The organism is Bradyrhizobium sp. WSM1743 (assembly GCF_000473065.1).
GTDB lineage: Bacteria > Pseudomonadota > Alphaproteobacteria > Rhizobiales > Xanthobacteraceae > Bradyrhizobium.
This window is the reverse complement of record NZ_AXAZ01000039.1, coordinates 21,063-36,293: the sequence shown is the minus strand read 5'-3', so window position 1 is coordinate 36,293 and position 15,231 is coordinate 21,063. Positions and strand designations below refer to the sequence as shown.

General features: G+C 64.9%; 15 protein-coding genes. 11 read left to right on the top strand and 4 right to left on the bottom strand.

The window, feature by feature from the left end; all coding sequences use genetic code 11:
- Positions 1-103: 103 nt before the first annotated feature.
- Complete coding sequence (gene pncA / locus YU9_RS0122365) at positions 104-826, bottom strand: bifunctional nicotinamidase/pyrazinamidase (RefSeq protein ID WP_027574795.1); 723 nt, start codon at positions 824-826, stop codon at positions 104-106.
- 312 nt (positions 827-1,138) lie between these two features.
- Entirely contained in the window at positions 1,139-2,080 is a 942-nt protein-coding gene (locus tag YU9_RS0122360; RefSeq protein WP_027574794.1) for a hypothetical protein, read from the bottom strand.
- Positions 2,081-2,475: 395 nt separating this feature from the next.
- On the opposite strand from YU9_RS0122360, the gene dnaK reads away from it, so the two are divergent.
- The 8 genes from dnaK (at position 2,476) to YU9_RS0122320 (ending at position 9,890) form a co-directional block, all read left to right on the top strand.
- Positions 2,476-4,377 (top strand): molecular chaperone DnaK, encoded by a 1,902-nt coding sequence (dnaK, locus tag YU9_RS0122355; protein ID WP_027574793.1) that lies wholly within the window; start codon positions 2,476-2,478, stop codon positions 4,375-4,377.
- 244 nt (positions 4,378-4,621) lie between these two features.
- Entirely contained in the window at positions 4,622-5,758 is a 1,137-nt protein-coding gene (gene dnaJ / locus YU9_RS0122350; protein ID WP_027574792.1) for a molecular chaperone DnaJ, read from the top strand.
- A gap of 88 nt (positions 5,759-5,846) precedes the next feature.
- Positions 5,847-6,446 (top strand): class I SAM-dependent methyltransferase, encoded by a 600-nt coding sequence (locus YU9_RS0122345; protein ID WP_027574791.1) that lies wholly within the window; start codon positions 5,847-5,849, stop codon positions 6,444-6,446.
- A 166-nt stretch (positions 6,447-6,612) separates the two neighbouring features.
- A complete protein-coding gene (locus tag YU9_RS0122340; RefSeq protein ID WP_027574790.1) occupies positions 6,613-7,191 on the top strand; it encodes an NADPH-dependent FMN reductase in 579 nt (192 codons plus the stop codon).
- 6 nt (positions 7,192-7,197) lie between these two features.
- A complete protein-coding gene (gene pyrF / locus YU9_RS0122335; RefSeq protein WP_027574789.1) occupies positions 7,198-7,908 on the top strand; it encodes an orotidine-5'-phosphate decarboxylase in 711 nt (236 codons plus the stop codon).
- A 24-nt stretch (positions 7,909-7,932) separates the two neighbouring features.
- Complete coding sequence (locus YU9_RS0122330) at positions 7,933-8,244, top strand: DUF1330 domain-containing protein (protein WP_027574788.1); 312 nt, start codon at positions 7,933-7,935, stop codon at positions 8,242-8,244.
- A 187-nt stretch (positions 8,245-8,431) separates the two neighbouring features.
- Complete coding sequence (dapB, locus tag YU9_RS0122325; RefSeq protein ID WP_027574787.1) at positions 8,432-9,247, top strand: 4-hydroxy-tetrahydrodipicolinate reductase; 816 nt, start codon at positions 8,432-8,434, stop codon at positions 9,245-9,247.
- Positions 9,248-9,266: 19 nt separating this feature from the next.
- Positions 9,267-9,890, top strand: a complete 624-nt coding sequence (locus YU9_RS0122320) for a 2,3-bisphosphoglycerate-dependent phosphoglycerate mutase (RefSeq protein ID WP_027574786.1) — start codon at positions 9,267-9,269, stop codon at positions 9,888-9,890.
- A gap of 145 nt (positions 9,891-10,035) precedes the next feature.
- Here the strand turns inward: YU9_RS0122320 and YU9_RS0122315 are convergent, their stop codons facing one another.
- On the bottom strand, positions 10,036-10,932 hold the full coding sequence (locus YU9_RS0122315) for a bifunctional helix-turn-helix domain-containing protein/methylated-DNA--[protein]-cysteine S-methyltransferase (protein ID WP_027574785.1): 897 nt from the start codon (positions 10,930-10,932) through the stop codon (positions 10,036-10,038).
- Positions 10,933-10,986: 54 nt separating this feature from the next.
- The gene (locus YU9_RS0122310) at positions 10,987-11,520 is read right to left on the bottom strand and encodes a DUF2244 domain-containing protein (RefSeq protein WP_027574784.1); all 534 of its coding nucleotides are present in this window, start codon (positions 11,518-11,520) and stop codon (positions 10,987-10,989) included.
- Positions 11,521-11,542: 22 nt separating this feature from the next.
- Between YU9_RS0122310 and nth the strand changes: the two genes are divergently transcribed.
- The 3 genes from nth to YU9_RS0122295 all read left to right on the top strand — a co-directional run bounded on the left by nth (position 11,543) and on the right by YU9_RS0122295 (position 15,165).
- Positions 11,543-12,295, top strand: coding sequence for an endonuclease III (gene nth, locus YU9_RS0122305; RefSeq protein ID WP_027574783.1), 753 nt, complete (start codon positions 11,543-11,545; stop codon positions 12,293-12,295).
- 124 nt (positions 12,296-12,419) lie between these two features.
- On the top strand, positions 12,420-13,550 hold the full coding sequence (locus YU9_RS0122300) for an HlyD family secretion protein (protein ID WP_027574782.1): 1,131 nt from the start codon (positions 12,420-12,422) through the stop codon (positions 13,548-13,550).
- On the top strand, positions 13,537-15,165 hold the full coding sequence (locus YU9_RS0122295) for an MFS transporter (RefSeq protein WP_027574781.1): 1,629 nt from the start codon (positions 13,537-13,539) through the stop codon (positions 15,163-15,165). Before YU9_RS0122300 ends, YU9_RS0122295 begins: the two co-directional genes overlap by 14 nt.
- The last annotated feature ends 66 nt before the right edge of the window (positions 15,166-15,231 follow it).

Here is a 15,231-nt window from a genome sequence, read left to right as displayed (position 1 = left end):
CACGGTTTCGACGTCATTCCGGGGCGATGCGAGGCATCGAACCCGGAATCTCGAGATTCCGGGTTCGGCTCTTCGAGCCGCCCGGAATGACAGCGCAAAATCCTTACGCGCTCGCCGCGATATCCCCGGACTGAATCCGCTTCACGCCGGCCTTCGCCATGTCGGTCCAGGCTTTTGCCAGCGAGCCCTGGGTGTCGATGCCGCGGCAGGCGTCCTCCACCACATAGACCTCGAAGCCCGCCTTGCGCGCGTCGAGCGCGGTCCAGGCGACGCAGAAGTCCGTCGCGAGGCCAGCGACGAAGACGCGCTTGATCTTGCGGCCCTTCAGGTAGCCGGCAAGCCCCGTCGAGGTCTTGCCGTCGGCCTCAAGGAAGGCCGAATAGCTGTCGACGTCCTTGTGAAAACCCTTGCGGATGATGAGCTCGGCGTGCGGGACCGACAGGTCCTTCGACAGCGCCGCGCCGTCGGTGCCCTGCACGCAATGGTCGGGCCACAGCACCTGCTTGCCGTAGGGCAGGTCGATGGTCTCGAACGGCTTCTTGCCGGAGTGGACTGACGCAAACGAAACGTGGCCGGGCGTGTGCCAGTCCTGCGTCATCACCACGTTGGAAAACGCTTTCGCGATTCTGTTGATGACCGGCACCACCTGCTCGCCTTCCTTCACGGCGAGGCTGCCGCCGGGCAGGAAGCAGTTCTGCACGTCGATCACGAGCAGCGCGGATGCATCGTCCGGCTTGATCGATGCGGCCGCAAACAGCGCGGTTGGCGCCAGCGTCGCCAGCGCCGTCGTTCCAAGCATTGCCAAGACGTGTCGCCGATCCAGCATCATTCGCCTCCCCTTAGGATGATCCAACGGGGGAAGCCTAGTTCCGTTCGTATACGAACAGAAGCCCGAAAATGCAGCCGGTTCTGGTGAGGAGTTGGGCTAGCCGCCCCAACACCACTGTCGTCCCGGACAAGCGCGCCCTTAGGCGCGCGCTGATCCGGGACCCATACCCCCAGGAGATGTTTGGCGAAGGCTCTTCGTTGGTACTGCGGCCGACCAAAACTGCGAGATCACGCGGTATGGATCCCCGCCCCACGTGCGCAATTGCGCACTAGGCGGGGACGACACCGAGGATGTGGAGCCGCCCTTCGCCTACCCCTTCGGCTGAATCCCGTCGCGCACGGCGCGGAAGCGGGTGAAGGCGGCCTGCCATTTGTCGCGCGGGGCGCTGGCGATGATGCGCAATGATGCGCCGCCGGTCGAGAAGCGGATCCATTGCACCACGGTCACGGGGACCTTGTCCTTGCCGCTGACGCCGTCGATCCGGGTCTCGAAACCCTGCTGGCCATTGATGCGGATCGGCTCGGACATGGTGATGCGCGACTCGCGCACGCCGGGAATCTGGAGTGCCGCCTCCTGGGCGAAGCGGGCGCGGTCGTCGGCTTGCTGCGGGGTGGCGCCGATCAGGCCGAGGATCATGAACGGCCGCGACTCGTAGCCCGTGCTCTCGTCGCCGTCGGCCAGGATGATGCTCGAGCCCGGCGCCAGGGTGCGGATGTCCTTGAAGTCGGCGAGATCCGTGATCTTGAACGGCATCAGCGCGATCTGCTCTTCGGCCGAGACCTGCCTGCGGGTGGTGGCGCTCGCAAACATCTGCCGCACCGCTTCATCCGTGTAGATCTTGGTCGCATTCTCCGGGATCTGCACCGCGACATAGCCGGAAAAGCCGGCGCCGGGCACGATCATCGAATAGCGCTTCACCGGGGTGTCGCCGGCCTTGCCGCTTTCGGTGGTGAAATAGGCAAGACCCGCGGGGGTCTCGATCTTGTCCTGCTTGACGCCATTGGCTCCGGCGGGGTTGGAATTGAAGGCGCTCACGACCTCGCCATAGGCCGCCGGCGGCAGCTCGGTGATCAGCACCTTGACGCTGCCGTCCTCGCTCTCGAAGCCTGGAAACGTCTTGGCCGTGCTGAGGCCGATCAACGGCACCATGCCGAGGCGCAAGCCAGGTGGGAAAACCGCGTCGGCGGCGAACGCCGGAAACGCTGTTGCGGCGAGGAGGGCGAGCGCGGCGAGGGGGCGGATCAGCTTCATGGGCACTCTGATTGGTTCACATTGAGGCCGTTCGATGGTCGGCCACCGGGCCGCTTTGTCGCGCGAAGCAGCTGCGCCGGGTGTCCGGCCGGTCCGCCTTTTAGCGGGTTTGGCCTTGCCGCAACAGGGCGGGGCCGGTTGCGGTCGCGGGGGGCTTGCCGAACGGCGAACCTGTTAATAATTCCTCACCCGCAAGGGCGGTGGAGCCCGGACATCTTCTTCCAAAACCCAATGTTTTCGCGGCAGAAACGTAGCTTCGGTCCTTGCGGGCCCCTCCCCCCCTCCTATATGAGCCTCAATCATCGCAATATCGCGGATGTTTGATCTTAGGGGGTTTCGGTTCGGGTGCCTTCTGGGCCCAGCCAACCTGCCGCAAAAAGAAGGATATCAGGACCATGGGAAAGGTCATTGGGATCGACCTCGGCACCACGAATTCGTGCGTCGCCGTGATGGATGGCAAGAACGCCAAAGTCATCGAGAATTCCGAAGGCATGCGCACGACGCCTTCGATCGTCGCCGTCACGGATGACGGTGAGCGCCTCGTCGGCCAGCCGGCCAAGCGCCAGGCCGTCACCAATCCCGAGCGTACCTTCTTCGCAGTGAAGCGCCTCATCGGCCGCCGCTACGACGACCCGATGGTCGAGAAGGACAAGAAGCTCGTCCCCTACAAGATCGTGAAGGCTTCCAACGGCGACGCCTGGGTCGAGGCCGACGGCCAGACCTACTCGCCCTCGCAGGTCTCGGCCTTCATCTTGCAGAAGATGAAGGAGACCGCCGAAGCCCATCTCGGCCAGAAGGTCGACCAGGCCGTCATCACCGTTCCCGCCTACTTCAACGACGCCCAGCGCCAGGCGACCAAGGACGCCGGCAAGATCGCGGGCCTTGAAGTGCTGCGCATCATCAACGAGCCGACCGCGGCCGCGCTCGCCTATGGCCTCGACAAGACCAAGGCCGGCACCATCGCCGTGTACGATCTCGGCGGCGGCACGTTCGACATCTCCATTCTCGAAATCGGCGACGGCGTGTTCGAGGTGAAGTCGACCAACGGCGACACCTTCCTCGGCGGCGAAGATTTCGACATGCGCCTGGTCGGCTATCTCGCCGACGAGTTCCAGAAGGAGCAGGGCATCAATCTGCGCAACGACAAGCTCGCCCTGCAGCGCCTGAAGGAAGCCGCTGAAAAGGCCAAGATCGAGCTGTCCTCGACGACCCAGACCGAGATCAACCTGCCGTTCATCACGGCGGACCAGACCGGCCCGAAGCATCTGACGATGAAGCTCACCCGTGCCAAGTTCGAGGCGCTGGTCGACGACCTCGTGCAGAAGACCATCGAGCCCTGTCGTAAGGCGCTGAAGGATGCCGGTGTCACCGCCGGTGAGATCGGCGAGGTGGTGCTGGTCGGCGGCATGACCCGCATGCCGAAGGTCCAGGAAGTCGTCAAGCAGCTGTTCGGCAAGGAGCCGCACAAGGGCGTCAACCCGGACGAAGTCGTGGCGATCGGCGCTGCGATCCAGGCCGGCGTGCTCCAGGGCGACGTCAAGGACGTGCTGCTGCTCGACGTGACCCCGCTGTCGCTGGGCATCGAGACGCTGGGCGGCGTGTTCACCCGCATCATCGACCGCAACACCACGATTCCGACCAAGAAGAGCCAGGTGTTCTCGACGGCTGAAGACAATCAGAATGCCGTCACCATCCGCGTCTTCCAGGGCGAGCGTGAAATGGCGGCCGACAACAAGATGCTCGGCCAGTTCGACCTGATGGGCATTCCGCCGGCTCCGCGCGGCATGCCGCAGATCGAGGTGACCTTCGACATCGACGCCAACGGCATCGTCAACGTCTCGGCCAAGGACAAGGCCACGGGCAAGGAGCAGCAGATCCGCATCCAGGCCTCGGGCGGTCTGTCGGAAGCCGACATCGAGAAGATGGTCAAGGACGCCGAGACCAATGCGGCGGCGGACAAGAAACGCCGCGAGGCGGTCGACGCCAAGAACCATGCCGACGCGCTGGTGCATTCCACCGAGAAGGCCCTCGCCGAACACGGTTCGAAGGTCTCCGAGACCGAGCGCCATGCCATCGAGGATGCCGTCAGCGACCTCAAGGAAGCTCTGAAGGGCGACGATGCCGAGGCGATCAAGGCCAAGACCAACACTTTGGCCCAGGCTTCGATGAAGCTCGGCGAGGCCATGTACAAGCAGCAGGCCGAGGCCGACGCCAAGAAGGACGCGGCCAAGGACGACGTCGTCGACGCGGAGTTCACCGAGGTCGACGACGACAAGACCAACAAGAAGTCTGCATAAGCCCGAGAGGGTGACGATGCGGACGGCTTGGACCCCACACGCACTACCGGCCTTCTCCCTCGCGGGGGAGGCCGTCGTGTCGGGCTCGACGGGACGAGTGCCCGTTACGATCGATCAATTCCCTATCGTTATGCTGGACGCCGCCACGCGGTCCTCTGCCGCGAGGCGGAAGGCTGCCTATATCGTTTCGTGGCGGCGTCGTTTCGCTCCGACTTGAATCGCGATTGGATAGACCGAGCTCAACATGTCCACGTCCACCAAGCGCTGCTACTACGAGACCCTGGAAGTCGAGCGCGACGCCGACGAAGGCAAGCTGAAGTCGTCATTCCGCAAGCTGGCGATGAAATTCCATCCTGACCGCAACCCGGGGGATCAGACCAGCGAAGTCAAGTTCAAGGAAATCAACGAGGCTTACGAGGTCCTGAAGGACAAGGACAAGCGCGCCGCCTACGACCGCTATGGCCACGCCGCGTTCGAGCAGGGCGGCGGCTTTGGCGGCGCTGCCGGTTTCGGCGCGGGCTTCGCCTCGTCCTTCTCCGACATTTTCGAAGACCTGTTCGGCATGGCCGGACAGCGCAGCCGCGGCGGCCGCGAGCGCGGGGCGGACCTGCGCTACAACATGGAAATCACGCTCGAGGAAGCCTTTGGCGGCAAGACCGCGCAGATCGAGATCCCGGTCTCGGTCACCTGCGAGGCCTGCTCGGGCATCGGAGCCAAGGCCGGTACCAAGCCGAAGACCTGCTCGACCTGCGGCGGCGCCGGCCGTGTGCGGCAGTCGCAGGGCTTCTTCACGCTCGAGCGCACCTGTCCCGGCTGCCAGGGCCGCGGCCAGATGATCGAGGACGCTTGCCCATCCTGCGCTGGCCAGGGCCGTGTCACCCGCGAGCGCACACTGTCGGTCAACATTCCGCAAGGCGTCGAGGATGGCACACGGATCAGGCTCGCCGGCGAGGGCGAGGCCGGGGTCCGCGGTGGTCCGCCCGGCGACCTCTACATCTTCCTGTCGCTGGCCCAGCACCAGTTTTTCCAGCGCGACGGCGCCGATCTGCATTGCCGCGCGCCGATCTCGATGGTGACCGCCGCGCTCGGCGGCGAGTTCGAGGTGCCGACCATCGACAAGGGCAAGGCCAAGGTGAAGGTGCCTGCCGGAACGCAATCGGGCCGCCGTTTCCGCATTGCATCAAAAGGCATGCCGGTGCTGCGGTCGCGCCAGATGGGCGACATGTACGTTCAGGTCGTGGTCGAGACCCCGCAGAACCTCACCAAGAAGCAGCAGGAATTGTTGGCCGAGTTCGAAAAACTCTCCTCCGGCAACACCCAGCCGGAATCCGAGGGTTTCTTCGCCAAGGTCAAGGATTTCTTCGGTAATCGGGCGAATTGACTCGTCTTGACCGTGCCGCCTTCGGCCTATACGTCTTTATGACCATTTTCTGACACGCCGCGGTCCCGCGGTCCCGTCCGGTCCCGACATGCCATTGCCATCGTCCGCGCGTGCGTTGAAGAAGCCTCGTCTCGATGACGAGGTGCGCTTTCTCAGGTCGTGGATCGAAAAGCCCCTGCACATGGGCGCGGTGATGCCGTCAGGCAAGCTGCTGGCGCGGACCATGGCTCATTATGTTGATCCCGATTCCGACGCACCGGTGGTGGAGCTCGGACCTGGTACCGGCGCGATCACCTCGGCGCTGATCGAGAGGGGTGTCGACCAGAAGCGTCTCGTTCTCGTCGAATACAATCCCGGCTTCTGCGCGCTGCTGCGCGACCGCTACCCGCAGGCCAAGGTGGTGCAGGGCGATGCCTATCGCCTGCGCGATACGCTCTGGAACGTCTTGAGCGCACCGGCTAGCGCGGTCGTCTCCGGCCTGCCCCTCGTCACCAAACCGATGCTGACGCGGCTCCGGCTCATCCGCGACGCCTTTACCGCGCTCGCGCCCGGTGCGCCCTTCATCCAGTTCACCTATGCGGTGGTGCCGCCGATCCCGAAATCGCTGCCCGGCGTGTCCACAGAGGCCTCGGAACGGATCTGGATGAACCTTCCGCCGGCCCGCGTCTGGGTGTATCGCAAGGACTAACCTGTCGCCACAAACGCGGTGCGCTCCCTCTCCCGCTTGCGGGGGAGGGCTGGGGTGGGGGTGTCTCCACGGTGGGATTCCCCTAGTCGAGAAAGCCCCCTCCCNCCGCGCTTCGCGCGTCGACCTCCCCCACAAGCGGGAGAGGTGAACGGAGTTCGCCGCCCGGATGTCCGCACCCAAGATCCTGATCATTCCCGGCTCGCTGCGCACCGGCTCGCACAATGCGAAGCTGGCGGCGCTGGCTGCGTACGAATTCGCTCAGGCCGGCGTCGACGTCACCCGGATCTCGCTCGCCGATTTTCCGCTGCCGATCTACGACGGCGACCTCCAGGCCAAGTCCGGCGTGCCCAAGCACGCCATCAATCTCAAGCGCATGATCGGCGCCCATCATGGCGTCCTCATCGTCTCACCCGAATACAACGCCTCGGTGCCGCCGCTTCTCAAGAACGCGATCGACTGGGTCAGCCGTGTGCACGAGCTGCACGAGGCGCGCGGCGAGGTGTTCCGCAACCGCGTCTTCGCGCTCGCCGGCGCCTCGCAGAGCCGGCTTGGTGCCGCCCGCGCGCTCCAGGCCTTGCGGCTGATCCTCTCCTCCTGCCACGCCAATGTGATTGCCAGCCAGCTCACGCTCGCTTTTGCCGACCAGGCCTATGACGATATGGACAGGCTGAAGAACGAGGGCGATATCGCCGCGTTGAAGGAGCTGGTCGCGCAGTTGATCGACATTTCCCAACGCATGATGTGAGGTGACATGACGCCAGCCGAGATCGCCCTGAAAGACCGCCTGATCGTTGCGCTCGATCTGCCGAGCGTTGATGCCGCGGAGGCGATGATCGCGAAGCTCGGCGACAGCGTCTCGTTCTACAAGATCGGCTATCAGCTCGCTTATGCCGGCGGCCTGCCGTTGATCGGAAAGCTCGCCGACAGGGGCAAAAAGGTGTTTGCCGATCTCAAGATGCACGACATCGGCAATACGGTGACGCGTGGTGTGGAGAGCGTCGCCAAGCTGGGCGCGACCTTCGTCACCGTCCACGCCTATCCGCAGACCATGAAGGGCGCCGTCGAAGGCCGCGGCAGTGCCGGACTGAAGATCCTCGCTGTCACGGTGCTGACTTCCTACAACGATGATGATTTGCATGCGGCTGGCTATCGGCTCAGCGTGTCGGAGTTAGCTGAGGCGCGCGCGCAGCAGGCGCAGGTGATCGGCGTCGACGGCCTGGTGTCCTCGCCAGAGGAAGTCGGCAGCCTGCGCAAGATCGTCGGCCACCAGATGAGCCTGGTCACCCCCGGCATTCGTCCGGCGGGCGCCGCCAGCGGTGACCAGAAGCGCATCATGACGCCGGGCCGTGCGATCACCGCGGGCGCGGATTATCTCGTTGTCGGGCGCCCGGTGGTGGAAGCCGCCGATCCGAAGGCTGTCGCCGACGCCATCCACGCTGAGATCGCGCAAGCTCTCGGCTAACCACCAACAACAGGGAGAACAAGAATGGCAAAAGGCTACTGGATCGGGCGTGTCGACGTGAGCAATGACGAGGGCTACAAGCCCTACGCCGTCGCCAACGGTCCGATCTTCAGGAAATGGGGCGGCCGTTTCGTCGTCCGCGCCGGCAAGTTCACCACCGTGGAAGGCGCCAGCCGCAACCGCAACGTCGTGATCGAGTTCCCGGACTACGAGACCGCGCTCGCCTGCTACAATTCGCCAGAATACCAGGCCAACATCAAGGTGCGCCAGCCGCACTCGATCGCCGACCTCATCATCATCGAGGGCTACGACGGCCCGCAGCCGCAGGACGGCTGAGGAGGCCGTCATTCCGGGGCGATGCGAAGCATCGAACCCGGAATCTCGAGATTCTCAGGTGCGCACCAGAGTTCGGCTCTGCGAGCCGCCCCGGAATGACGGTGAACGTGGCGTCACTGCCGCCCCGATCCCCTCGGTTGCCGGAACTGCATCCCCCCGCTACAACGGCAGCGAAGAGGATCACACCATGTCTGACATGCGCTTGATTGTTGCTGGGGCCGGCGGCCGGATGGGCCGGGCGCTGCTGCGGGCGATTGCCGAGAGCAAGGGCGCGGTGCTGGCGGGGGCGCTGGAGGCGCCGGGCTCCGAGCTGCTCGGCAAGGATGCCGGCGTGCTCGCAGGCCTGCCGGCCAACGGCATCACGCTGTCCGCCGATCTCTGGGCGATGTCGAAGGATGCCGACGGCATCCTCGATTTCACCGTGCCGGCGGCGACCATCGCCAATGTCGCGATCGCTGCCCAGCGCGGCCTCGTGCATGTCATCGGCACGACCGGCCTGTCCGGCTCGGACAATGCCGTGATCAAGAGCGTCACCAATCGCGCGGTGGTGGTGCAATCCGGCAATATGAGCCTGGGCGTCAACCTACTCGCCGCCGTGGTCAAGCGCGTCGCCAAGGCGCTCGACCAGAGCTTTGACATCGAGATCGTCGAAACCCATCACCGCATGAAGGTTGATGCGCCCTCAGGCACCGCGCTGATGCTGGGCCAGGCCGCAGCCAGCGGCCGCGGCGTCACCCTCGATGACCATTCCGAGCGTGGCCGTGACGGCATCACTGGCGCACGCCGGCCGGGCAATATCGGCTTCGCCTCCTTGCGCGGCGGCACTGTGGCCGGCGATCACAGCGTGACCTTTCTCGGCCCGTTCGAGCGCCTGACGCTGTCGCATCAAGCCGAAGACCGCATGCTGTTCGCCCATGGCGCGCTCAAGGCGGCCCTGTGGGCGCACGGCAAGGCGCCGGGGCTCTACTCCATGGCCGACGTGCTCGGCCTATCCGACATCTGAACAACACGGAAAGCAGTTGATGAGCGAACGTCTCCTCGTGCTCGTGCGCCACGGCCAGAGCGAATGGAATCTGAAGAACCTGTTCACGGGCTGGAAGGACCCTGATCTCACCGAGCTCGGCGTGAAGGAAGCCAAGGAAGCCGGCCGCAAGCTGAAGGCACAGGGTCTCGTGTTCGACGTCGCCTACACCTCGGTGCTGACGCGCGCGCAGCACACGCTCGATCTCATCCTCGGCGAGCTCGGCCAGGAGGGTCTGCCGACCTCGAAGGACCTCGCGCTCAACGAGCGCGACTATGGCGATCTCTCCGGCCTCAACAAGGACGATGCGCGCAAGAAATGGGGCGAGGACCAGGTGCATGTCTGGCGCCGCTCCTACGACGTGTCGCCGCCCGGCGGCGAAAGCCTGAAGGACACGCTCGCGCGTGCATTGCCCTATTACGTGCAGGAGATCCTGCCCGGCGTGCTCAACGGCAAGCGCACGCTGGTTGCCGCCCACGGCAATTCGCTGCGTGCGCTGATCATGGTGCTGGAGAAGCTCTCGCCGGAGGGCATCCTGAAGCGCGAGCTCGCCACCGGCGTGCCGATCATCTACCGGCTCAATGCGGATTCGACGGTTGCCTCGAAGCTGGATCTGGCAGGGTAGTCTTCGCCGCAGACGCGCTGCTGTAGGGTGGGTTAGACGGGGACTGCGCGAAGCGCAGTCGACGACGTCACCCACCACTTCTGTCATCCCGGAAACCAAAAAAGGTGGGTTACGCCTTCGGCTAACCCACCCTACTGCATCTTGCCTACTGCATCCCCACCCGCCCGGCTTCCCAGCCCAGCATCGCCTGCTTGCGGGTGATGCCCCAATGATAGCCGGTGAGCGTGCCGCTCTTGCCAAGCGCGCGGTGGCAGGGCACGACGAAGGAGACCGGGTTCTTGCCGACCGCAGCACCGACGGCGCGTGAGGCCTTCGGGCTGTTGATGTTGCAGGCGATGTCGGAATAGGACACCGCGCGTCCCATCGGAATTTTCAGCAGCGTCTCCCACACCCGCACCTCGAAATCGGTGCCGATCAGGACCACGCGCAGCGGCTGGTCCGGCCGCCACAGCTTCGGGTCGAAGATGCGCGCTGCGAGCGGCGCGGTGCCGTCGTGATCTTCCACATAAGTGGCATTCGGCCAGCGCCGCGTCATGTCGGCGAGCGCGATCTTCTCTTCGCCGTGATCGGCAAAGGCAAGTCCGGACAAGCCGCGATCAGTGGCGATCACGATCGCGGTGCCGAACGGGGAGGCGTGGAAGCCGTAGCGCAGGGTGAGGCCGGCGCCGCCGTTCTTCCACTCGCCCGGCGACATCGCTTCGTGGGTGACGAACAGATCGTGCAGCCGGCCCGGCCCGGACAGGCCGGAGTCGAGCGCCGCGTCAAGAATGCTGGCGGAATCCCTGAGCAGGTTCTTGGCGTGGTCGAGTGTGAGCGCCTGCATGAAAGCCTTCGGCGTGATCGAGGCCCACCGGCGGAACAGGTGGTGCAGCTCATCCGGCGTGACGCCGGCGGCATCCGCCATCGCCTCGATGGTCGGCTGCGCGCGCCAGTTCTCCGAGATGAAGGCGATCGCCCGCCGCACCGAATCATAATCGCGCAACGCGGCGTTCTGGGGGCCCGGCTTGGCCAGGCGCTGGTCATGTATCGCGAGGGTCATCATGACCGGAAATGTAGGAGAGGGGGGTGCTCGAAACCACCCGATTTCCGACTGTGCTCAAGTCACCGGGTTATAGGTCAGACCACGCCGCGCGGCGTTCAGGGCTCCGACCAAGGCATTGTAAAAGCTCGCTTTTTCTTCCGGTCCGAGAAAGCCGGCGATGAGCAGCCGGTGGCCGTGCGAGACCAGATAGAGATGTTCGATGCCGTATTCCTCGTCGACCTCCTGGTCGAGCCGGACCCAGAGCGGGTTGAAGGTCCATTCGGCAACCTGGCCACGATGGCTGATGCGCCGCACGCGCAGTTCCGACGGCGTCACCATGATCTCCTCGCTGGCCCGCGCCGCGCGAAAATTGACCTTGAAGGCCCACCAGATCACCAGCACGTCGAGACCGAAGAAGCCGAACACCGGCCAGGCGCCCATCATCAGGAAAGCGAGGCCCGTGACGAAGCTGACGGCGCTCAGGAACAGCATCACGGCGAGAAAGCCGGTGCGGTTCAGCGAGCGGTGCGGCGTCAGCAGCGCGGAGAAGATCTGAGGCTCGTCCTCGCTTTCAGATCGGGCGCGCTCAATTTCGTTGCCTGTGCTCATCGTCCATCAGTATATCCCGATCATGGCGAAAATCACCCGCAAGCCGGTCCCGCGCAAAGCCGCCGTGCCGAAGAAAAAGGCAAAGCCGGTCGCGGCCAAACCGAAATCCTCCGCGAAAAAGCCACTCAAGGCCACGAAACCCTGGACGCCGGCCGAGGTCCGCGAGGTCTTCAGCCGTTTCCGCAAGGCCAATCCGGAGCCGAAGGGCGAGCTCGAGCACGTCAATCCGTTCACGCTGCTGGTCGCCGTGGTGCTGTCGGCGCAGGCGACCGACGCCGGCGTCAACAAGGCGACACGTGCATTATTTGAGGTCGCCGACACCCCGCGGAAGATGCTCGATCTCGGCGAGGAGTCCTTACGCGAATACATCAAGACTGTCGGCCTCTACCGCACCAAGGCCAAGAATGTGATCGCGCTGTCGGCCAAGCTGCTCAGCGAATTCGGCGGCCAGGTGCCGCGCACGCGCGCCGAGATCGAGTCGTTGCCCGGCGCCGGGCGCAAGACGGCCAACGTCGTGCTCAACATGGCCTTTGGCGAGCACACCATGGCGGTCGACACCCATGTTTTCCGCGTCGGCAACCGCACCGGACTTGCGCCCGGCAAGACGCCGCTGGAGGTCGAGCTCGGCCTCGAAAAAGTCATCCCATCCGAATTCATGCTGCATGCCCATCATTGGCTCATCCTGCATGGCCGTTACACCTGCCTCGCGCGCAAGCCGCGCTGCGAGGTCTGCCTGATCAACGATCTCTGCCGGTGGCCGGAGAAGACGGTGTGATGGCAATGCCCGTTATTCCGGGACGGTCCAAAGGACCGGGCCCGGAATCTCGAGATTCCGGATTCAATGCTGCGCATCGCTCCGGAATGACGCGAACGAGAGAGCGCGCTTTTGGGGTGATGTCGTGAGTCAACAAGAACAAGTTTCATCACCGTCTGCCGCTCCAACCCCGTCGCCCAAGCCAACGCAGCGGCCGGCCACACCGCTCTGGAGCCGGCTCGCGATCCCGCTGTTTGCTGTTATCGTCGCGCTCGGCTTCGTCGCGCTGGCGACGCTGCGCTTCGACGAATGGGTCGGCAATGCGGTGATCCAGGTCACCAATGACGCCTATGTGCGCGCCGATCTGACGCGGCTTTCGAGCCGCGTCTCCGGCGAAGTGCTCACCGTAGGCGTCACCGACTTCCAGCGTGTGAAGGCCGGCGACCTCCTGATCCAGATCGATCCCGCCGATTACGAGGCGCAAGTCGCACAGGCCGAGGCCAATGTCGCCGCTGTGCAGGCCGCCCTCGACAATCTCGCCAATCAGATCGAGCTGCAATATGCCACGATCGCGCAGGCGCAGGCCGCGCGGCTGTCTGCGGAAGCTATGGAGGTCGAGGCACGGCAGGAGCAGGAGCGCCAGCAATCGCTGTCGCAGACCGATGCCGGCACGCGCCAGCGGCTCGAGCAGGCGGTGGCCGCTTACGCCAAGGCGCAGGCCGACGTGCGCGCGAGCCGCGCCGTGATCGCAGCCCAGCAGCATCAGCTCGAGGTCCTGCAAGGCACCAGGAAGCAGCGAGCGGCCGATGTCGAGGCGGCCAGGGCGACGCTGGCGGGTGCGAAGCTCAAGCTTGGTTACACCAAGATCACGGCGCCGTTCGAAGGTGTGGTCGGCGAGCGCCAGGTGCAGCCCGGCGATTACGTCAATATCGGCACCAATCTCATCAATGTAGTGCCGCTGCCGAAGGTCTACGTGATCGCGAACTACAAGGAGACCCAGCTCACGCACGTGGCACCGGGCCAGCCGGTCGAGATCACCGTCGACAGTTTCCCGCGTGAGAGGCTGCACGGCAAGGTCGAGCGCATTGCGCCGGCGACCGGCGCACAGGTGGCGCTGCTGCCGCCCGACAATGCAACGGGCAACTTCACAAAGGTGGTGCAGCGCATTCCCGTGCGCATTCAATTCGATGACAACCAGCCGCTGCTGGCCCGGCTGGTGCCGGGCATGTCGGTGGTCACCAGCATCGACACCAAGGCTGCAAATGGCGGAAAATGACGATGCCAGCCGCGAGCCGGTCTCGCGCGGCGGCGTCGCGCCGCAGCCGCTGTTTGCCGTCGCGGCGGTTCTGCTCGGCTCGTTCCTCGCCAATTTCGACAGCCGGCTGACCACGGTCGGCCTGCCCGACCTGCGCGGCGCGTTCTCGCTCAGCTTCGACGAGGGCGCCTGGCTCTCCACCGCCGGCATCGGCTCGCAGATCTTCATCGCGCCCGCGGTGGCCTGGCTCGCCACCGTGTTCGGCCTACGCCGCGTGCTTGGCATCCCGAGCCTGGTCTATGCGGCCGTCTCGTTCATCATTCCGTTCGTGCACGACTATCCCACATTGCTTGCACTCAGCGTCGTGCATGGCCTGTTGCTCGGCACCTTCGTGCCGGCGACGCTGATGATCATCTTCCGCAATCTGCCGATCCGCTGGTGGCTGCCGGCGATCTCGCTCTATGCGATCCGCGTCGGCTTCGCCTTGGACACTTCGACCTCGCTGGTCGGCTTCTATGTCGACCATCTCGGCTGGCAATGGCTGTACTGGCAGGGCGTCGTGATCGCGCCACTGATGGGGTTGATGGTTTACTTGGGCACGCCGAACGAGCCGGTGAACCGCGCGTTGCTGCGCGACGCCGATTGGGGCGGCATGCTGCTGCTCGGCGCCTCCGTCTCGATGATCTATGCCGGGCTCGATCAGGGCAACCGGCTGGACTGGCTTGGCTCCGGCACGGTGATGGCGCTGCTCGCCAGCGGCGCGGTGCTGTTTCTGGCCTTCCTTGTCAACGAGTCCCTGGTGCGTCAGCCCTGGGCACATGTCAATGTGCTGTTCTCGCGCAACATCGGTTTAGGGCTGCTCCTGATCCTGCTCTACACACTGACGAGCCTGTCCAACGCGTCGCTGGTGCCGAATTTCCTCGCCACCATCGCGCTGCTCAGGCCCGAGCAGAGCGGCTTGCTGCTGCTCACCTATGGCGCGTTGCCGATGTTCGTGCTGGTGCCGGTCTCGATCTGGCTGCTCAGGCATTTCGATACGCGGACGGTGGTGGTCGTGGGCTTTGCCTGCTTCGCTGCGGCGAATCTCTGGGGCACGCAGCTCACCCATGTCTGGGCGCGCGAGGATTTCGTCGGCATCGTGCTGCTGCAGGCGATCGGGCAGTCGCTCACCCTGCTGCCGCTGATCATCACGCTGCTCTCCAACTCCGATCCGAGCCGCGCCACCTCTTTTGCGGCCTATATCCAGATCATGCGGCTCGGCGGCGCCGAGATCGGCGTGGCGTTGATGGGCACCTGGCTGCGCGTCCGGGAGCAGGTCCATTCCTTTTATCTCGGCCAGAACCTTGCGGTCGGCGACATCGACGTGGTGCAGAGGCTGAAGCAGCTCGCCGATCATTTCGCCGCCCATGGCACGGGATCGGCGCAGGCGCGCGCCGTCGGCACGCTGGCAGGCATCGTGCAGCGCGAAGCCAACGTGCTCGCCTATATCGACGGCTTCTGGCTGTGCTTCTGGCTCGCGATGGCCGCACTCGGCGTCGTCGCGCTGGTCACCCGCGCGCCGACAGGTCCGTTCACACCGGCGCCGTTCGGTTTCGCGAAGACGGTGCTGCGCAAGTGCGGGGTGCGCGTGACGTGAATGCGATGGAGATTGGCTCGTTCGATCGCGCCGCGGGAGTCGTTCACCTCTCCAGCTTGCGGGAGA